The 19,251-nt window shown below is 41.4% G+C and carries 15 protein-coding genes and 1 tRNA gene; 6 read left to right on the top strand and 10 right to left on the bottom strand.

The genetic code is table 11. The annotated features are described in order from the left end of the window. Positions 1-31 precede the first annotated feature (31 nt). Entirely contained in the window at positions 32-1,096 is a 1,065-nt protein-coding gene (locus ACFQZX_RS12860; protein ID WP_377115930.1) for a FecR family protein, read from the bottom strand. Positions 1,097-1,293: 197 nt separating this feature from the next. Here ACFQZX_RS12860 and ACFQZX_RS12855 point away from each other — a divergent pair, with 197 nt between their 5' ends. Then, positions 1,294-1,857 carry an RNA polymerase sigma-70 factor gene (locus ACFQZX_RS12855; RefSeq protein WP_377115928.1) on the top strand — a complete coding sequence of 188 codons (564 nt, stop codon included), beginning with the start codon at positions 1,294-1,296 and terminating at the stop codon, positions 1,855-1,857. A gap of 296 nt (positions 1,858-2,153) precedes the next feature. Here the strand turns inward: ACFQZX_RS12855 and ACFQZX_RS12850 are convergent, their stop codons facing one another. The 3 genes from ACFQZX_RS12850 to ACFQZX_RS12840 form a co-directional block, all read right to left on the bottom strand. After that, positions 2,154-3,248: a heavy metal-binding domain-containing protein gene (locus ACFQZX_RS12850; protein WP_377115926.1), complete on the bottom strand. Its 1,095-nt coding sequence runs from the start codon at positions 3,246-3,248 to the stop codon at positions 2,154-2,156. 262 nt (positions 3,249-3,510) lie between these two features. After that, positions 3,511-3,585: transfer RNA gene (locus tag ACFQZX_RS12845), tRNA-Val, on the bottom strand. Positions 3,586-3,680: 95 nt separating this feature from the next. After that, positions 3,681-3,992, bottom strand: a complete 312-nt coding sequence (locus tag ACFQZX_RS12840) for a hypothetical protein (RefSeq protein ID WP_377115924.1) — start codon at positions 3,990-3,992, stop codon at positions 3,681-3,683. Positions 3,993-4,407: 415 nt separating this feature from the next. Here ACFQZX_RS12840 and ACFQZX_RS12835 point away from each other — a divergent pair, with 415 nt between their 5' ends. Both ACFQZX_RS12835 and ACFQZX_RS12830 read left to right on the top strand, forming a co-directional pair. Then, a complete protein-coding gene (locus tag ACFQZX_RS12835) occupies positions 4,408-5,097 on the top strand; it encodes a ferritin-like domain-containing protein (protein ID WP_377115922.1) in 690 nt (229 codons plus the stop codon). An 11-nt stretch (positions 5,098-5,108) separates the two neighbouring features. Continuing rightward, positions 5,109-5,954: a ferritin-like domain-containing protein gene (locus tag ACFQZX_RS12830; RefSeq protein WP_377115920.1), complete on the top strand. Its 846-nt coding sequence runs from the start codon at positions 5,109-5,111 to the stop codon at positions 5,952-5,954. 55 nt (positions 5,955-6,009) lie between these two features. Here the strand turns inward: ACFQZX_RS12830 and ACFQZX_RS12825 are convergent, their stop codons facing one another. Then, complete coding sequence (locus ACFQZX_RS12825; RefSeq protein ID WP_377115918.1) at positions 6,010-7,464, bottom strand: DUF6600 domain-containing protein; 1,455 nt, start codon at positions 7,462-7,464, stop codon at positions 6,010-6,012. A 169-nt stretch (positions 7,465-7,633) separates the two neighbouring features. Between ACFQZX_RS12825 and ACFQZX_RS12820 the strand changes: the two genes are divergently transcribed. Together ACFQZX_RS12820 and lnt are read left to right on the top strand one after the other, a co-directional pair. Beyond that, positions 7,634-8,596: an isopenicillin N synthase family dioxygenase gene (locus ACFQZX_RS12820; RefSeq protein ID WP_377115916.1), complete on the top strand. Its 963-nt coding sequence runs from the start codon at positions 7,634-7,636 to the stop codon at positions 8,594-8,596. An 86-nt stretch (positions 8,597-8,682) separates the two neighbouring features. After that, entirely contained in the window at positions 8,683-10,293 is a 1,611-nt protein-coding gene (lnt, locus tag ACFQZX_RS12815) for an apolipoprotein N-acyltransferase (protein ID WP_377115914.1), read from the top strand. A 46-nt stretch (positions 10,294-10,339) separates the two neighbouring features. On the opposite strand, the gene ACFQZX_RS12810 is transcribed toward lnt, so the two are convergent. Genes ACFQZX_RS12810 through ACFQZX_RS12790 form a run of 5 tightly spaced genes read right to left on the bottom strand, consistent with a single transcriptional unit; the run spans position 10,340 to position 17,136 of the window. Beyond that, positions 10,340-11,203 (bottom strand): N-acetylglucosamine kinase, encoded by an 864-nt coding sequence (locus tag ACFQZX_RS12810; protein WP_377115912.1) that lies wholly within the window; start codon positions 11,201-11,203, stop codon positions 10,340-10,342. Next, complete coding sequence (locus ACFQZX_RS12805; RefSeq protein WP_377115910.1) at positions 11,200-11,583, bottom strand: response regulator; 384 nt, start codon at positions 11,581-11,583, stop codon at positions 11,200-11,202. The genes ACFQZX_RS12810 and ACFQZX_RS12805 overlap by 4 nt, the downstream gene beginning before the upstream one ends. A gap of 31 nt (positions 11,584-11,614) precedes the next feature. Next, a complete protein-coding gene (locus ACFQZX_RS12800; protein ID WP_377115908.1) occupies positions 11,615-12,931 on the bottom strand; it encodes a TolC family protein in 1,317 nt (438 codons plus the stop codon). Between the two features lie 5 nt (positions 12,932-12,936). Beyond that, a complete protein-coding gene (locus ACFQZX_RS12795; protein ID WP_377115906.1) occupies positions 12,937-16,056 on the bottom strand; it encodes an efflux RND transporter permease subunit in 3,120 nt (1,039 codons plus the stop codon). Between the two features lie 6 nt (positions 16,057-16,062). Next, on the bottom strand, positions 16,063-17,136 hold the full coding sequence (locus ACFQZX_RS12790) for an efflux RND transporter periplasmic adaptor subunit (RefSeq protein ID WP_377115904.1): 1,074 nt from the start codon (positions 17,134-17,136) through the stop codon (positions 16,063-16,065). Positions 17,137-17,333: 197 nt separating this feature from the next. On the opposite strand from ACFQZX_RS12790, the gene ACFQZX_RS12785 reads away from it, so the two are divergent. Beyond that, positions 17,334-19,124: a M61 family metallopeptidase gene (locus tag ACFQZX_RS12785; protein ID WP_377115902.1), complete on the top strand. Its 1,791-nt coding sequence runs from the start codon at positions 17,334-17,336 to the stop codon at positions 19,122-19,124. The last annotated feature ends 127 nt before the right edge of the window (positions 19,125-19,251 follow it).

Genomic DNA, 19,251 nt, shown 5'->3' with positions numbered 1-19,251 from the left:
GCGCATCCCGGGGTTGTTTTGATATGTAGGTTTATTTCATATTCTTTCCTCCTGTTATAGTAATGGTATTGCCTTGCTTTGTATAATTTATATCTGTGTTTTCCTTAATGGCTTCCAGTATCAAATCAACTGTTGATATGTTTTTGAAAGTTCCTGAGTATTTCAGTTGTTTAAGTTGATCATCAGCTATATTTAAAGTGATATTGAAGTGCCGGCTAAGCTGCGTGGCAATTTCTTCTAATGAGCTATCGTTAAAAACCAGGACGTTGTCTTTCCAACCAGAGTAATTGATTTGCTGCCCTTCGGCAATCTGCTCCACTTGTACCCGGTCGAAATGATTTGATTTGACATCGGAAATTCCAGGAACAGGTTGTGGGTTATCGCGCGATACACGCAATACTTGATGTGCCTTTAGGTAGATGCGATTATTTCCCGTTTCCTTAATACTACCGTTCTCTACGGATATTGCGCCGGCCATTACGGAAGCTTCAAAAAACTTGTCTTCCGGGTAGGCTTTTACATTAAATTTTGTACCGATGTCCCGAATAGAAAATTTATTCGTCTTTACCAGAAAGGGAAACTGATTTTTGACATGTCCTATTTCAAAAAATGCTTCGCCTTCCAAAAAAACGGTACGGTTGGATACATTAAAGCCCGGGTCAATTGATAAATTTGATCCGGCATTAAGCCATATTACTGTATGATCCGGCAACTCATATTTACGTACCGATCCGCGACTTGTAACCAATTTCATAGCATGTTGATAGCCAGTGCCTTTACGTGGATAAAACCACCAGATAGCAGCGCCCAATGAAAGTAACGCTATTAAATGTGGTAGATAGGTAAATAACCAGAGCTTTTGTTTTTGCTTTTTTAACGGGTGAGAGGTTTTAAAATCATTATAAGCTTGGTCAACATCAATGTTAATGTCATCAAGTAACATTGAAGAATGCCATGCGTTATATAATTGCACAAAATACTGTTCGTTTTCAGGGTGGGCTTTCAACCAAGTGCGTATCTGCACGATTTCTGCATCGTTTGCCTCCTTAACGATATACTTTATCAATAACGAATTAAGCTCTTCGTCGTTTATCATAATTGAGAAGAAGACAACTGTCAGTTAACAAACCCCCAATCAGTTATTAAAAAAAGTTAGGAAGTAAAAGAAATACAATCTAAATAGAGGTTATCTATAAAAAAGTTAACAAAATCACTATTTAATTGCAATGTCTTTCAAAGCTTTTTCTTTTTTGCTATCTTGTTAAGATTTTAATCCTGATTAAAAGATTTCGAATGGAAAATGATGAGATTATTCTGATGAATAAATTGCGTGAGGGCGATCATCATTCATTTGAGCATTTATTTAAATCATATTATCGAATGTTAACACTCTTTGCCAATCGTTTTGTCAATGATATTACGATTGCCCAAGAAATAACGTGCGACTTGTTTGCTGACGTTTGGGAAAAAAGAGCGCAATTAGAGGTAACCGGGTCAATTAAATCATACTTGTTTAAGATGACCCAGAACAGATGTTTAAATTATCTTAAACACAAAAGAATTGAAAGTCTGTACGTGCTTTACCTACAGCACCAGCAAGATACCAGCAACCAGCCCGCAGACTTTGAGCAGGCCTTTAATAACAAGGAATTAGCTATAGAAATAAGTGCTGCCATTGGCAGCCTTCCTGAACAGTGTCGTACCGTTTTTAAAATGAGCCGTTACGGGAATATGAAATACAAGGACATCGCCTCCCAATTAGGAATCTCCCAAAAAACTGTTGAACGTCATATGTGCATTGCTTTTGAAAAGCTAAGGAAACTGCTTAAGAATTCTGTTAATTTGATCAATTCTTAAGTAAGTTGTGATTGATGAGATTTAAAAAAGACTGATCGACAGTAATCACAATTGTCTTTTTAAATCATAAGCATTTTAGCGCTAAATATGCAAGTGTAATAAATATGATAACTGCTATACTTAATGGTTCTTGATCATAGCAATTCCTATCCCCATTCACCTCAAATTCTGTGTAGGATAATTTAAGAAGTCCTTTCTATTTTGGTAGCGATGGAGGTGAATATACCGTAGCGTTTATCTATTAAGTAAGAAACGCCAAGCTAAGGAGCCTGGCATTTATAATGTTAGTTTCTTGTTTAAACCAGTTCTGTTGTATGGTTAAATATTTCCTTCAAGGCTTCAACCTTATTATGTAATTGGGTTATTATTGTAGCTGGTTGGAGTTCATCAGACTTGAATCCAAATGCGTTGTACTGACAATTAAAGCAATAACTTGTGCTCATCTCATTTGACTTACCACACTTACATATCCATACCTCTTTTTCATTCGAAGATAAGAATCCCTTTTTTATCGAAGTAGATGAGAGGTTCGGGAAAGAGTTTTCGATTTTTGTAATCGTTTTCTGTAAAGCATTTATATCATCGTGAATATATGTTGGCTTATCGTATCTCAAAACTATAAGTGCAATCTTTTTCACCGATATTTCTTCGGAGTCTAACATCACTAAGCATTGATCAATGTCGACTAAATCATACTCTTTGATTAACAATAAAAGCTCCTTAATTACTCGTTCACTCGACTCTTTGCGTAATGCTTCATACAATAACGGGATCGTTGTCTCAGGATTTATAGTGCCAAAGTATTCAAAAAGCAATTTCTTGGCATTATTTTGATTTTCATCATATGCATTAAGCTTTACAAACTCAATAAATTTAGAAAGAAACAACGAAGCAAATTCTTCGCTTTTACTTTCTAATATCAGTTCAATGGACTGAATGGTAAACTTAAACTCTTGATTATTTGAATCATTCAGCAATTTAATCAAAGCAGCTTTTTCAATTACTGTAGATTTGTCGAGTTCTTTTGAAGACAGTGTTGGTTGCCTAACGCTTGATATATTCCGTGCGATTACTGCTGTACCGTAAGCTGATACCATAAACATTTGAACATTTTTGCCACTGATTTGCTGAGAGTTGATTTTAAGCCCTATGATGCAATTAGCACCCAGTTCGGATGCTTTAGACTTTAAAATTTGAAGGGCATTGTCATTTAATGATTGTAATTTTTTTTCGTAAGTTGATGACCGGCCTCCGAATATATCTGTTAATGAAGCGCTAAAATCACTGAAGATATTTGTACCGATCACTACATTAGCGAATATTGGCTTTACATAGGATTCGATTTCCATTCCCGATAACAATTCGGTAGTAGTAACTAATATTTTACTCATTATAATAAGGTTTGTGCGAATGTAATCATTTGAAGTTTCTCTTTAAGCGATTGCTAAACGAGATCTTTTCATTTAAGATTATTAATTACCTTTATTCATAAGTCAGCAGCTGAGATTACGGCTTTTTTCCGTATATTGGATGTAGTAAATCAAATCATTCGCCTGGTTTGGTTGCCTGTAAAATTTGCAAACATTTTGAATAGATAAGCAAATATAAATCAAACAAAAAACCCCTCAGATTATCTCTGAAGGGTTTGTTTAGTGGGAGCAACAGGATTCGAACCTGTGACCCTCTGCTTGTAAGGCAGATGCTCTGAACCAGCTGAGCTATGCTCCCATCGTTTTGGGACTGCAAATATAGAAATCAGAACCAATTGCTCAAAATAATTTTTCAAAAAAAATGTAAGTGAAAGATACACAGGCTAATTTCTTTTACATCGCTATTTCCCGATCGCCCCGCGGGTCGTCCGGTAATATTTCCATCTGTGGGTAATCAACATACTCAGCATACCATTGTATGGCGCCAACAACATCTAAGGCGTCTTCAGCATTAATATTTATTGTTTCAAAAGCATAAAGTTTGTCGTGCGCGTATCCGTACAGCTGTATCTCATTTTCGCTTGGGGTAAAGCTGTCTTCGTTGAGGCAATAAACACGTATCTTCAAACTTGTATCCCTCGAGTGTATTACATCCCGGCAAGGGTTGTTAGGGTCTGTAGCCAATAAATACACATTGTAATCCATATTTACTGTAACATTGTTAATTATAATAAGTTTAAAAAATTATTACCACCATTTAGATTATATGAAAACGAAACCTCGGTGGATAATAACCCTGAGTTAATTTTCTACATACCGAGAAGCAATTTCTACAATAGATATTAAAATAACCTTAATAATGGCTGTTTTTTGATGAAATTAAAGCTATTGCAGAATAGGCATCGCTTTTGTACAGATATTAATACCCTTCTCAAAGGGAGTTTTTCATAGGTAGATGTAGGGCCGGAATACTGCGAGAGTCTTTCGGCCTTTTTTATTATTTAAGCTTACTCCCTTCTGCTATATTCACTCTCTTTTGCTATAAAATACAATATTTTAAATCTTAGTTAAACATTTGGCCGTACGTGCAGGTATAGTTCAATAAATAAAACTACTTTCTATGAAAACAGAACTTAACCAAACACGAGGCGGAGTAAATGTGGCCAGGAGGTCATTTTTACGATATGCCGGAACAGGGGCTGCCGCGATAGCGGTAATGGGTGCTGCCACCGCATGCCACAAAGACAGGGTAGACGTGGAGCCCGGGGGTAATGATATTGGCTCGGGTGATATAGGCATTCTTAATTATGCTTATGCGCTTGAGCAATTAGAGGCTGCTTTTTACACTCAGGTTGTAGCTCATCCATACGGTGGAATGTCGGGCATTGAAACAGCTTATCTTACAGACATTCGTGACCATGAGGTATTGCACCGTGATTTCTTTAAAAAAGCGTTAGCAGGCAATGCAATTATGGAACTAACTCCTGATTTCAGTAAGATTGATTTCAGTAGCCGCGACAAGGTATTGGCTACAGCCAAAGCATTTGAAGATTTAGGTGTTCAGGCATACGATGGGGCGGGGTATCTTTTTAAAAGCGCTGATTACTTAACCATTGCCGGCAAAATTGTTTCGGTTGAGGCCAGGCATGCTGCTTTGATATCTAACCTTATTGATCCCGGAAGTTTTGCAAGCGACCAGGTAGATAACAATGGCCTTAATAAGGTAGCATCAATAGCAGATGTATTACCTACAGCCAATTTATACCTTAAAACAAAGGTAAGCGCACAAAACTTTAATTACAGACCCTAATTATCATCGCCATGAATTTATTTAATATCATTGAAGATATAGAAAAAGTTGATCCGGAAATACATGAACGCCTTAATCCGCGTCGTGCCGCTATCAAAAACATAACCAGTTTTGGTTCAAAAGTAGCAGTTGCTGCAATGCCTTTCGCTTTAGGTACACTATTTAAAAAAGCGTACGGAGAAGCCTCTGCAACTGATGTTGTAGGCGTGTTGAATTTTGCCTTAACACTTGAATATCTCGAAGCGGAGTTTTACAATCAGGCTACATCTGCAAATGTAATACCTGCTGCAAACCGTTCTTATATTGCGCCTATAACCCGTGATGAAAATGCACATGTTAATTTTTTAAAAACTGTGATAACCTCATTGAATGCTACTCCTATAAGCAAGCCGGAAATAGATCTTTCTGGTGGTAATGGCAGCGGCAACGGTCCATATAAAGCAGCTTTAACAGATTTCGCAACTTTTCTTACGGTGGCACAAGTATTTGAAGATACTGGTGTAAGAGCCTATAAAGGGCAAGCTCCTACTTTGGTTGGTAACAAAACAGTTTTAACTGCTGCATTATCTATACACGCGGTAGAAGCACGCCATGCTGCTGCTATTCGCCAATTACGCCATGATCTTGGGCAAAGCGACTCTACCAGGCCGTATATACAAAGCACCGCTTCTTTGGGTAACGATACAGGCTTAAGCGCTGTGAACGGGAACTATGAAGGCGAGCAAAATGTTAAACAAGGTGGTATTGATCTAACCAGTCTGGCAAATGTCAGGATTGTCACTGGTGCCTTCGACGAACCCCTTGGCACTCAGGATGTGCTTAACTTGTTGTCTGGAACTTTCCTTGTTAAAAAGTAACAATCCAAATTTATAAGCAAAAGGCGACCCGGTTTAAAAGGGTCGCCTTTTTAATTTATGTGCGTATTGGCCTGCCTCCACTTGAGCGTTGCTGCTCTTGCTGCTGGCGCTGCTGGTCTTGTTGCTGACGGCGTTGCTCGTTTAACTGTTGCTGCTGCTGGCGACGCTGCTCTTCCTGCTGCTGGCGCTGCTGGTCTTGCTGCTGACGGCGTTGCTCGTTTAACTGTTGCTGCTGCTGGCGACGCTGCTCTTCCTGCTGCTGACGCTGCTGGTCTTGCTGCTGACGGCGTTGCTCGTTTAACTGTTGCTGCTGGCGACGCTGCTCTTCCTGCTGCTGAAGCTGCTGGTCTTGCTGCTGACGGCGTTGCTCGTTTAACTGTTGCTGTTGCTGACGACGCTGCTCTTCCTGCTGTTGATTTTCCTGATTATTCTGTTGTTGGCGGCGTTGATTACCTAACTGCTGTTGTATCTCATTGCGTTGCCTGCGGTCAATACGGCGTTGTTCGGTTTGCACAGCATCACCTGCAACTGTTGGCCGGTTAGCTCTTACGCCCCTGTTGCCCAAAGCATTTTCACGGTTGTGGTCTGGTGTATTTACCTTTACTACATTATTGTCAGGGCGGTTACTTCTTGCGGTTTCAGCAAGTTTAGATGCATTGGCCGGATTGTAAACAGTACCCCGGCGCCTGTCGGTTCCACCAATTCGTTCAGACGGATTTAGCTGCCTGTAAGCACTGCCATCAATAACACGTCTTGGGCGGGCATCTTCATTGTGCCTTACAGTCGGCCTGTAAATATTGATATTATTATTGTTAACGGTAACCCGTGCTGGCCTGTTAACATTATTAATATTATAAATCCTAACCGGGCGGCTTGTATAGCGCTGTATTTCCTCGCGCCTTGGGCCGCCTATATAAGTTCGGTTATTGTAAGCATAACGATTATGGATATAATTAGTGCGGTTGATGATGCTCCTGACACGATAAGCCGGAACATAATAATTGTAAATATTAGTATAGCTAATATATTGCTGCGGTGCAAAAACCCAATAATTATCTGGTACATAGTAATCGTTACCAAATGAAACATCTATGCTTATGCCGGGCTGTAACGGAGCCCATCCATAGTAACCACCTCCATTACGCCAGGTAACCCATGCAGGCGCCCATTCGTTACCGGGGATCCATTCCCAGCCGTAGTAGTCGTCAAATCGCCATCTGCCGTAATGAAAAGCAGCCCAGCCCCAGGGATAATCAGATACCCAGGTATTGCCGTACGCTGTCATTGCCCAATAGCCGTTGGTTGCATACGGCCTAAAATCCTGATCCACATCCGGTATCCATACGTTACCATACTGCTCGTCGTATACCCAGGTGCCGTAAGGGGCAAGCTCGTCGTAAAACTCCTGGTCTGATATGTATTCACCTTCCTGGACCATTGATTTGCCCGGCGAAAAAAGCATCAGCATTAAAGCTATAAATGTGATGCTGAATATATTTAGTTTTTTCATGATTTGAACGGTATAATTGGTTTGGTTGTCTATACAGGTCAGACTGTTAAATAACATAAACGCTTAACCCTTAAAGCCTGTGTGATAAAACTATTACATTGCGGCAGATATTTTATGTTAGTAAACGTTTCGTGGTAAAAAATAGATAATTTTGAACTTTATTTCTATTATGAGTACAGTAAATATCCCACGCCTTGATCTTAATACCTATATCAATGGCTCGGCCGAAGAACGCAAAGCTTTTTCTGATGCTATTGGTAAGGCATTTAATGAAACAGGCTTTGTTACGATAACCAATCACGGTTTAAGTAAAGAATTGATCCATAGCTTATATGCCCAGGTAAAAGCCCTTTTTGCTTTACCGGAGGATGTAAAAAGCAACTACGAAATACCCGGGCTTGCCGGTCAGCGTGGCTATACCGGTAAAAATAAAGAAACAGCCAAAGGGTTTAAGATTCCGGATTTGAAAGAGTTCTGGCAGATAGGGCAAACTGTTAGCGATGATTCGCCGGAAAAAGAACTTTACCCGGATAACGTACAGGTAGCCGAACTGCCGGAGTTTAACACAACTACGTTAGAAGTATATAAAAAGCTGGAAGCCGCAGGCATACACTTATTGAGGGCGATTTCTGTTTATCTTGGCCTGCAGGAAAATTACTTTGACAATAAGGTACACAACGGTAACTCTATTTTGCGCACACTGCATTATTTCCCGATTGAAAACCCGGATGCATTACCGGAAGATGCTGTACGTGCAGGTGCGCATGAGGACATTAACCTGATAACATTGTTAATTGGTGCCAGTGCTGATGGCCTTGAACTTTTAACCCGCGATAATGAGTGGTTCCCGGTTAAAGCTCATGGCGAGGACCTTGTAGTTAATGTGGGCGATATGCTGCAGCGTTTAACTAATAACAAGTTAAAATCAACAACCCATCGGGTAGTTAACCCCCCTCGTGAGGAAATGAAAAACTCGCGTTTCTCGGTGCCGTTCTTTTTGCATCCAAAGGCAGATATGGACCTTACCAGCCTGCCATCAACTATAGATGCTGAGCATCCCAAATTGTATACAGACATAACCGCCGGCGAATATCTCGACGAGCGATTAAGAGAAATCGGACTAAAAAAATAAATACTAAAGTAACTATTAAAGCTCTGCCACAAGCAGGGCTTTAATGCAATATTAGCCTGCGCATATAGTTATTACTACACTGATTGATGAAAAGAAACCTGCCGTTAGCTTTATTCTCCGGATTAATGATGTGGGTAGCATGGCCCCCGACGCATTACACTACTTTCCTGCTTTTTATTGGATTGGTGCCTATGCTGCTGGCTATGGAAAATATTATCCAATCAGATGTTAAAGGCAAAGGCCGAAAGATTTTCAACACTACGTTTCTCGGGTTTTTTGTATGGAACACGTTGTGTATTTATTGGGTATACAACTCCCTTAAAATCATTGGACCCATAACAGCCATACCCATTACGCTTATTCCATATGCTTTAGGGCCTCTGCTTATGGCTGCGGCATGCTGGTTATATTACAGGCTAAGGTTAAGAACAAACCGCACTATAAGTCTAATGGGTTTGGTTTGCTTTTGGATAGGGTATGAGTATCTACATCAAAGCTGGGATCTTAATTTCCCATGGATGACCTTGGGTAATGGCCTGGCAGTTTCGCATCAGTGGGCGCAATGGTATGAGTATACGGGTGTTTACGGCGGAACTATCTGGATATGGCTTATTAATATTCTGCTTTTTTTACTATACACGGGCCTCCGCGAAGCGCAGCCTAAAAAACTAAGGATACGGTTAGTGGTTACGGCAGTTGTAAGCCTTGTATTACCTATGGGTTTTTCGCTTTATAGTTATTATAGTTACGAAGAGCAGCCAAATCCATCAAACATTGTGGTGGCGCAACCTAATATCGATCCTTATTTAAAGGGCGGCGAAATACCAACTTATCAGCAAATAAATATCCTGACACACCTGTGCGATTCAATAGGCCAACCTAATACAGAATACTTTATATGGCCGGAAACAGCTATACCATCAGCTACGGGTATTGATGAGGATCATATCTACACCAACAATTATTATCTGCAAGTGCGCAGCTTTTTAAATAAATACAAAAACGGCAATGTTTTAACAGGCGGCGAAACTTATAAGTTATATGCCAAAAGGGTTACAAATACAGCCAGCCCCACAGCAGACGGAGCTGGGTTTTATGATAGATTCAGCGCAGCTATTAATATCGAAAATTCATCGCGGGTGCAGTTTTATCATAAATCCAGATTGGTTCCGGGTGCCGAGTCGCTGCCGTTTGGGAACGCTTTATCGTTTCTTAAGCCCGCGTTTGAACATTTGGGCGGCGCTACCGGTGCTTATGGCTTACAGACTGAACCAAGTGTTTTCTACTCGCAAAGCGGCATTGGTGCAACGCCTGTTATCTGTTACGAGTCTATCTGGGGAGAGTGGGTAGCCAGATCGGTAAGGCATGGAGCGCAGTTTATTGCCGTTATTACTAACGATGGCTGGTGGGAGAATACTTCGGGCAAAGATCAGCATCTGGATTACGCAAAATTACGTGCGATAGAAAACCGCCGTTGGGTATGCCGCTCGGCAAACACCGGAATATCGGCATTTATTAACCAGCGGGGCGATATAGTACAGCAAAGCAAGTGGTGGGTGCGCACCGCCCTTAAGCAGGATATTAACCTCAATACCGACGTTACATTTTACACCCGGCATGGCGATTATTTGCCCAAAATTGGAAGCATTATGGCCGTATTAGGTATATTATTTTTGCTGTTAAAACGTAAAAGCTGATCATCCTTCATTGAACATAAAGAGTAGGCGCAAACCCGGTTTGTTTTTACACAATATTACTGTCACGCTTTATTATGAACTCTTGCAGGTCATTAATAGGCTGGCGTATGATCTTACCTACATGTACGCCCTTTGCATTGCAGGTGTCCCTAAGCTCGTCGGCAAATACATAAGCGATAGAACCAACAAAATGGCACATGAATTTGTCATACTGCGGGTAGGATTGTATAATGTTGGTATCTACAAACTCCTGTAAGCCTTTCTTTAGCAAAGCCTGCCCGTATTCGGTATAGCGTATGCTGCTCAGAAATTTTGAAAAAGTGGCCAGGTAAGAGTTGCCACCTGCCCTACGGTACACATTCTCAATCACCCCTTCTTTGGTAGGATGATAAGCCAGTTTAAAATTCAAGGCTATATCTGCAGGCATTCGCTCATACAAATAATCGGTTAATAATACTTTGCCAAACCATGTTCCCGATGCTTCATCGCCAAGTACGTAACCAAGGCCATGCTGCCCGTCGTGTATATTTTCGCCGTCAAAAAAAGATATGTTAGAGCCCGTACCCAGCACACAACAAAAACCTTTTTGATGCCCACAGGTGGCATAGGCTGATGCCAGCAGGTCACTGTCGACACTTACATAGGCGCCAGGAAAAATACTGCTAAGGGCATTGCTTACTATCTCATGCCTGTCGGGGCTGGAGCAGCCCGCACCAAAAAAGTAAATCTCTGTAATTTCTTTTCCATAGCTAACCATCTCAGTTACCTGTTCCTGAATGATCTTGGCTATTTCTTTTTCTGTTAGAAAGTATGGGTTTAATCCGGCCGATTTAAAGGCGCGGTTTTGTTGGTTGGGAAGGGCTAAAAGCCAGTCAGTTTTTGATGATCCGCTATCTGCTACTAAAATCATGTACAAAGTTCCTCAAGAGCCTCATGCGTCAACGGTTTGTGAACAAAGCGGGCAACATATTTATTGCTTAACGAGTTATTCATGTCGTTTGGGTCGAGGGATGACGAAAGCATAAATATTTTAACATTACGCTTATTGTTAATCTCTAATAATTCGTATTGCTTTAAAAATTCAAATCCGCTCATTTGCGGCATACGGATGTCCAGAAAAATAACATCGGGCTTTATTCTTTCGCTGCGCAACGCATCAATGGCCTCATGTGCCGATTGTATTACAATAATGTTTTCTGCAAATTTGCTGCTCTCCAATATCTTGCGAGATACAAAATTGTCGATATAATTATCGTCAATCAGTAAACAGGTATTGTATTTAACAGCCATTGATCAAAAGTAACATATTTAAAATAAAATATTACTGAATATTTATATTGTTAGTTATTTGTTTAAGAGTTACTTCGGCCATTTTTGATTGGTATTGGGCATTGTAAAATATCGACTGCGCATTCAGGTAATTGCGTTGGGCTTCCCGTATCTCCAAAGGAGTTATGTTACCCAAACGATATTTTTCTAAAGATATCTCAAGATTTTTACGTGCCAGCTCAACATTAGATTGCCCGAGTTTGATTAAATCGAGCCCCGAAAGATAGGCTACATAAAAGTTGCTGATCTGTGCTTCTACATCCAGGCGTACTTGTTTCTGGTTAATTTCCGCGTTATCTATCTGCAGTTTGGCATTCCGTTCACGCCGCCATTGGTTTAAACCGTCAAATATGTTGATTGACGCAGTAAGGCCGTAGGCAAAGCCATGTGCGTTTTGCTGCAATGTAAACCCGGCAGGGGTTCTACTGTTACTAAATGTATATCCCGATGTTAAACCAATAACAGGATAGCGTGTGGAGCGTACTTGTTTTAAATTGATCTCCGCCAGGCGCTTGTTTATTTGAGAGGCTAATATATCAGGGTTCTGGGTTTGGGCTTTGGTAATAATGTCACCCAGCACCAGCGTGTTATCAACCAAAATGGTATCGCCAACGCTGAATTCGGTTTGCAGATCGCGTATCAGTAACTGGTTAAGTTGAATCTTTGTTGTTTTAAATTGCTGCAACTGCGTAATAAGGGTAGCAGTATCGGTATTAAGGTTTACCTGCGCGTTATAAACATCAAGCCTTGACACCCGGCCTACAGTAAATTTGTCATTAGCATAGCGTAGTTGTGTACGCGATATATCAATGGCGCCTTTAAGGGCCTTAATCTGCTCGTTTTGGCTGATGAGGTTATAATACGTATTTATAACGTTAGCAACAGTGGTTTGGATAGTATCCTGTAGACGAACAGCCCCCAACTTGTCCAGCTGTTTAAGCATATCATAGTTGGCAAACATGTTAAAGCCATCAAATATGGTCCAGTTAAGGTTTATGCCATAATTGTTGTTACTGTTATTAGCATTCAGGTTATTCACTGTGCCGTCGTTGCGGGTTTGTTTAACCTTTTGATTGCTTTTATTTAAAGCAGCATCGCCTGTCACCAGCGGCAAAAAACCAGCATTGCCCAATGTAACATTGTTCCCGGCAATGGTTGCATTATTTTTAGATAGACGGATATTATAGTTGTTTTGCAGGGCAATTTCAACCGCATCTTTAAGTGTGAGCAAAGGAGCATCCTGCGCCTTTGCTGCAACCCAAAACAGGGCATAGCAAAATGTAAAACACAGTGTTTTTCTGAATCGCATATTGCTTAAAGTTTTTCTATTAATAAGGGCTGTTTAGATTGTGGTTCTTCCTCGGGCTCTTCATCAGGATCACGGCGCGTTTTTGATGCAAACACCATGTACATGGTAGGAATTACATAAAGGGTTAGCACTAATGAGAACAGCATTCCGCCGATAATGACTATACCTAACGAAACACGGCTTTTTGCACCAGCGCCTAAAGCCAGCGCAATAGGTACCGAACCTAATACAACGGCTAAGCTGGTCATTAAAATAGGGCGAAGCCTTGACGTAGCGGCTTCTACCACAGCCTCGTACTTACTTAAGCCATGTTCCATACGCTGATTAGCAAATTCCACTATCAGGATACCGTTTTTAGTAACCAAACCTACAAGAGTGATAATGCCGATCTGACTGAAGATATTAAAAGTTTGATCAAACAGCCAAAGGGATATAAAAGCGCCTGAAATTGCAAGCGGCACGGTAAGCATTACAATAAATGGATCGACAAAACTTTCAAACTGCGCTGCCAGAACAAGGTATATAAGTAATAGCGCAAACCCGAACGCGAACATGATATTTGATGAACCTTCCGCATAATCGCGCGATGGGCCTGAAAGTGCCGTGCTGAAAGTATCGTCCAGCAAGCCTTTGGCAATACGGTTCATTTCTTCAATACCATCACCAACAGTATAGCCTGGCGCAAGACCAGCCTGTACAGTTGCCGATTTGAAGCGGTTAAAGTGATATATTGAAGGTGGTGTAGCGCTTTCTGACACTTTTACGACGTTATCTAATTGTACAAGGGTGCCCTTGCTGCTGCGTACATAAACAGACTTCAGGTCGAGCGGCTGGTCGCGGTTGGCGCGGTCCACCTGTGCTATTACCTGGTATTGTTTACCGTTAATCAGAAAGTAATCTAACCGACCGGCACTGTAGTACAACTGGAGGGTTTGAGCAATATCCGCAACAGAAACACCCAAATCACGTGCGCGTTCCCTATCTGTAACTACACGTAGCTCTGGCTTAGTAAATTTCAGGTTAACATCAGAGCCTTGGAATACGGGGCTTTTGGATACTTCTGAAAAAAAGTCGGGTAGTACTTTACGTATTTTGTCAAAGTCCTGGTTTTGCAATACAAATTGTACAGGTAACGATGTACGCGCCCCACTGCCGCCACCGCTGATGGTTTGCTCTTGCACTACAATGGCCCGGGCATCAGGCATACGTGAGAGTTTTCCGTTCAGCCAGTCGGCAATTTGCTGTTGAGTGCGTACACGCTCATCCGGTGCAACCAAACCGATACGGCCAAACCCCGAGTTTGCTGAACCACCACCGAACGATGGGGAAACAATCTCGATATTGATATTGGCCTCGGGTATAGAGTCGCTAACCAGGTTAGCCACCTTATCCATATATTTTGTCATGTACTCATAGGTAGCACCTTCAGAACCGGTTACCGAGTAACGCAGCAGGCTGCGGTCGTCCAGCGGGGCAAGTTCTGAAGGGGTAGCCTTAAACAGGATGGCTGTAACAATCAATGAAACGGCAAGGATCACAAACGATACCCATTTTTTCTTCATGAAGTTGATCAACGATTCGGTATAACCGCTGGTCATTTTCTCAAAGAATGGCTCGGTCATGATATAGAACTTCGATTTCTTTTGATTTTTGCGTATCAGCTTAACATTAAGCATTGGCGTTAACGATAAGGATACAAAGGCAGATATCAGCACCGCTCCTGCAACAACTACCGCAAATTCGCGGAAAAGGCGGCCGGTAAAGCCCTGCAGAAACACAATAGGTAAAAATACTGCTGCCAGCGTAACTGAGGTAGATATCACTGCAAAAAAAATCTCGGCCGAACCCTCAAACGCTGCTTTACGTATGGCCATGCCTCCCTCTATTTTCTTGTAGATGTTTTCTGTTACAACAATACCGTCATCCACCACCAGACCGGTCGCAAGCACTATACCTAACAATGTTAATATGTTAATGGAAAATCCAAAGACATACATGATAAAAAACGCTCCTATAAGCGATACCGGGATATCTATTAACGGGCGGAAAGCTATAAGCCAATCCCTGAAAAACAGGTAAATAATGATCACCACCAGTATAAAAGATATAATAAGTGTTTCTTTTACCTCTGTTATAGAGTTGTTAATGAATTTGGTATTATCCAGCGCTACCTTTACGTTAATATCTGGCGGCAGGTCTTTTTCTATTTGTTTAAGGCGAATGTAGAAGTCTTTTGCAATTTGTACGTAGTTAGCCCCTGGCTGTGGTACAACTGCAAGGCCTACCTGTGGCACGCCCGATTCTTTAAAAGCTGTTTCCTCATTTGCCGAACCCAGCACCGCATAGCCCACATCTCTCAACCGGATTACACGGTTACTATCCGTGCGGAGGATAAGGTTATTGAAGTCTTGTTCATTGGTCAGTTTACCCAGCGCGCGTATGGTAACCTCGGTGTTATTACCCTCTATTTTACCTGCTGGCAGCTCCACATTCTCTCGTGAGAGTGCGTCGCCAATATCTGTAGCTGTTAAACCTAAGGCCGAAAGCTTGTTAGGATTTATCCATAAACGCATGGCATACTGCCGCTGCCCTTGTATATTAATGGCACTAACCCCCGGGATAGTTTGCAAACCTTCCTGTAAAACGTTTTCAGCGTAGTCGTTCACCTGCATAATATTGCGGGTGTTGCTGCTTACGGTAAGGGTAATGATATTATCTGCATTAGCATCGGCCTTAGTTACAACCGGCGGGGCATTGATATCCTGCGGTAGTTGCCGCTGTGCCTGCCCTACTTTGTCGCGTACGTCGTTCGCGGCGGTTTCAAGGTCAGCATCCAGGTTGAACTCAACAGTAATGTAGCTTGAACCTACTGAGCTGGTAGAGGTAATGTTGCGTATACCCGGCACGCCATTGATGGCTTTTTCCAAAGGCTCGGTAATCTGCGACTCGATAACATCTGCATTAGCCCCCGAATAGCTGGTAGATACCGATATAATGGGCGGGTCTACAGATGGAAAATCCCTTACCCCTAAAAATTTGTATCCAATTATACCAAATACAACAATGGCAACAGACATTACTGTTGCAAGTACCGGCCGTTTTATACTTACTGACGATAAACTCATACCTGCTTACTTAATAACTTTAAGAATTTTTAAAGGTGCGTTTGGCCGTATCTGTATCAAACCCGAAACCACTACACTATCCCCGGAAGCCAGCCCATCAACAATTTGTATTTTAGTATCGGTACGTAAGTCTGTTTTAACATCTTTTGCAAGCGCTTTTCCATTATGATAGATGTAAACCTTGCTGCTTTTTATATCAGGTATAACGCTTTCTGTAGGTACCATAATAGTTTTAGGTATTTGGTCGAGCGTAAGGTTTATTTTTGCAAAGGCGCCTGCGGTAAGCAGGTTATCGGCGTTTGGTGCCTTGGCTCTAACGGTTATGGTTCTGGATGTTGCATCAAGCGATGGCTCTATGGCATATACAGTAGCAGAAAAGTTTTTTCTCGAGCTTTCTACTGTAAAAATTATTTTTCCGCCCTTTTTAATCAGTGGCAGATAACGCTCAGGTACCGAGAAAGTAACCTTAGCCGGATCGATATTGACCAGTGTTGCGATAGGGGTGGATGGAGAAAGATAGCCGCCCGGGCTAACATTTCTTAAGCCTATAATTCCAGAGAAAGGGGCCCTTATTTCGGTGCGGGCTATTTGTGCCTTTATTACATCGGCCTGTGCCTGTAATGCGTTTAAAGATGATTGGGAGGTTTCAGATTCTTCTTTGCTTATCGCCTCTTTTTGCACCAATATCTGATTGCGGCGGTTGATATCCCTGGCAAGTACTATCTGAGCCTGTATTTGCTGCAGGGAAGCCTGAAGGTCCTGGTTATATACTTTAACAAGCAATTGCCCTTTGCTTACATGGCTGCCTTCATTAAAATAAATATTAGTAATGTTGCCCGCGGTTTGGCTAACCAGGTTTACTTTTTCATTAGCATCAATGGTGCCGGTAATGTCTATCTGATTAGTAACGGCAGTATCCTTCACTACTAAAACATTAACAGCCACAGGGCCATTTTTCTTTTTACCTTTTCCGGCAGTAGCAGTTTGCTTTTCTTTCGCGCCTTTACTGAAAAACTTGTTATAAATTAAAAATGCAACAACAAGGGCTAATAGAGTATATATGATATAGCGTGTTTTCATTTGAGCATGCTGCTGCTTAAAATGTATAATTTATTGTTTATAATAGCTTTTGTAATTGCCATCTGCAAAGTGCATGCAGCGGTTTATCTTACAATTATAAGACCTTAAAAATCAAATTGCTTGCTTGTATCAACCATTTTACAACCCCAACTGTTTTGTGCAGTTTAATTAAGAATTTTATTTTTTTAACTTGCAGCATGAAAAAAGTTTACACATCAGTACTTGCTTATTTAATTATTTTACTTATGAGTAATTCGTCAGTCAGTGCGGCTGTTCCTGTTAAAATATCTTACACAGTTAGTTTCCCCGAGGCACAGGCACACTACGTTGATGTTGAGATGAATATCAGTGGCTTAAACCAACCATCGCTCGAAGTTAAAATGCCTGTTTGGGCACCCGGATCGTACCTGGTACGCGAGTTTGCGAAAAACGTAGAATCTTTATCTGCGAGTATTAAAGGCAAGGATGTGGCTGCGCCTAAAATCAACAAAAATACATGGAAGATAAATACCGCCGGCGTTAGCGCGGTTACTATAAAATACAAGGTATACGCCTTTGAGTTATCTGTACGTACAAGCTTTATAGATGTTTCGCACGCTTTCCTGTCAACTACAGGTATATTTATGTATCCTAAAGGGATGGTAAGCAATCCGTCTACCGTTATTATTAAGCCTTACAAGGACTGGAATAAAGTATCAACAAGTTTAGAGATGGTTAACGGCGATACATTTACCCGCACCGCTCCTAATTACGATATTTTATATGATTCGCCGCTGGAAATAGGTACACAGGATATTTTTGATTTTAATGTTGGCAGTACCCATTATGAGGTAGCGATGTATGGCGGGGGCAATTATGATAAAGAGCGATTAAAGGTTGATATGGCTAAAGTGATTGAAGCTGAAGTTGCTGTATACGGCGAGAACCCAAATAAACATTATACTTTTATAGTACATAATAAACTGCGTAACGGGGGCGGTTTGGAGCATTTAAGCTCAACTGTGTTAGGCGCCTCGCGCGACCAGTATGGCAGCGAACGTGGCTACCGCGGGTTTTTAGGCCTGGTAGCGCATGAGCACTTTCATCTTTGGAATGTTAAACGCCTGCGCCCGATAGCGCTGGGCCCGTTTGATTACGATAATGAAAACTACACTACCAATTTATGGATAGCGGAGGGTTTCACGGCCTACTATCAAAATCTTATACTACGCCATGCCGGTATATCTGATGTTAAAAGCTATCTGGGCGATATGGCCGGCGATATCAATACGGTTGAGAACCAGCCGGGCAGCAAAGTGCAGCCATTGGCCGAGTCGAGCTTTGATGCTTGGATAAAAGGTTACCGCCCTAATGAAAATTCCTATAACACCGGTATATCTTATTATGATAAAGGGGCCGTTGTAGGCATGTTGTTGGATCTGGAGATCATCAATAATAGCAATGGAAAGTACTCGCTTGACGATGTGATGAAGTACATGTACGATACTTATTATAAAGGCAAAAAGCGCGGTTATACTGATGCTGAATTTAAGGCTGGCTTTGAAAAGTTTGCAGGTAAGAACCTGGATGATTTTTATGCTAAATATATCAATGGGTTAGCTGATATCGACTACAATAAATACCTTGGTTACGCCGGTTACCAGATCACTGATGAACTTGCAGAAACCAACGAGCCATCATTAGGTGTATTTACTAACACGCGTAAAATAATTACCACGGTGTTGCGAGGCGGTGCTGGCTGGGTTGACGGTTTAAATGTTAACGACGAAATTACAGCCATTGATGACACGCCTGTTACTGATGTTGCCACAATGCTTAAAGGTAAAAAAACAGGCGATAAAATAAATGTCACTGTTACCCGAGATGGCCAGCGGATTATTATACCGGTTACCCTGCAGCGTAACAATGCATCCAGATATACTATAGTGGAATTGCCGCAAACTACTGCCAGGCAAATTGCTGTACGTAATAAATGGTTAAAGCTTTAATGTGATAACAATATCCATTTGAAGAGGCCGTCTCATAAGTCATTATGAGGTGGCCTCTTTTTGTTTGGATTGGGTTAGTTAACAGTAAGGCTGGACCGTGTCAGCTTGCTTTATTCTTTTCGGGATG

Origin of the sequence: Mucilaginibacter litoreus (genome assembly GCF_042676805.1) — a bacterium.
GTDB lineage: Bacteria > Bacteroidota > Bacteroidia > Sphingobacteriales > Sphingobacteriaceae > Mucilaginibacter > Mucilaginibacter litoreus.
This window is presented reverse-complemented; position numbering and strand designations above follow the sequence as displayed.

Excerpts from the sequence above, each read along its gene's own strand:
- ACFQZX_RS12860 (WP_377115930.1), bottom strand. The coding sequence starts at position 1,096 with ATGATAAACGACGAAGAGCTTAATTCGTTATTGATAAAGTATATCGTT.
- ACFQZX_RS12855 (WP_377115928.1), top strand. The coding sequence starts at position 1,294 with ATGGAAAATGATGAGATTATTCTGATGAATAAATTGCGTGAGGGCGAT.
- ACFQZX_RS12850 (WP_377115926.1), bottom strand. The coding sequence starts at position 3,248 with ATGAGTAAAATATTAGTTACTACTACCGAATTGTTATCGGGAATGGAA.
- ACFQZX_RS12840 (WP_377115924.1), bottom strand. The coding sequence starts at position 3,992 with ATGGATTACAATGTGTATTTATTGGCTACAGACCCTAACAACCCTTGC.
- ACFQZX_RS12835 (WP_377115922.1), top strand. The coding sequence starts at position 4,408 with ATGAAAACAGAACTTAACCAAACACGAGGCGGAGTAAATGTGGCCAGG.
- ACFQZX_RS12830 (WP_377115920.1), top strand. The coding sequence starts at position 5,109 with ATGAATTTATTTAATATCATTGAAGATATAGAAAAAGTTGATCCGGAA.
- ACFQZX_RS12825 (WP_377115918.1), bottom strand. The coding sequence starts at position 7,464 with ATGAAAAAACTAAATATATTCAGCATCACATTTATAGCTTTAATGCTG.
- ACFQZX_RS12820 (WP_377115916.1), top strand. The coding sequence starts at position 7,634 with ATGAGTACAGTAAATATCCCACGCCTTGATCTTAATACCTATATCAAT.
- lnt (WP_377115914.1), top strand. The coding sequence starts at position 8,683 with ATGAAAAGAAACCTGCCGTTAGCTTTATTCTCCGGATTAATGATGTGG.
- ACFQZX_RS12810 (WP_377115912.1), bottom strand. The coding sequence starts at position 11,203 with ATGATTTTAGTAGCAGATAGCGGATCATCAAAAACTGACTGGCTTTTA.
- ACFQZX_RS12805 (WP_377115910.1), bottom strand. The coding sequence starts at position 11,583 with ATGGCTGTTAAATACAATACCTGTTTACTGATTGACGATAATTATATC.
- ACFQZX_RS12800 (WP_377115908.1), bottom strand. The coding sequence starts at position 12,931 with ATGCGATTCAGAAAAACACTGTGTTTTACATTTTGCTATGCCCTGTTT.
- ACFQZX_RS12795 (WP_377115906.1), bottom strand. The coding sequence starts at position 16,056 with ATGAGTTTATCGTCAGTAAGTATAAAACGGCCGGTACTTGCAACAGTA.
- ACFQZX_RS12790 (WP_377115904.1), bottom strand. The coding sequence starts at position 17,136 with ATGAAAACACGCTATATCATATATACTCTATTAGCCCTTGTTGTTGCA.
- ACFQZX_RS12785 (WP_377115902.1), top strand. The coding sequence starts at position 17,334 with ATGAAAAAAGTTTACACATCAGTACTTGCTTATTTAATTATTTTACTT.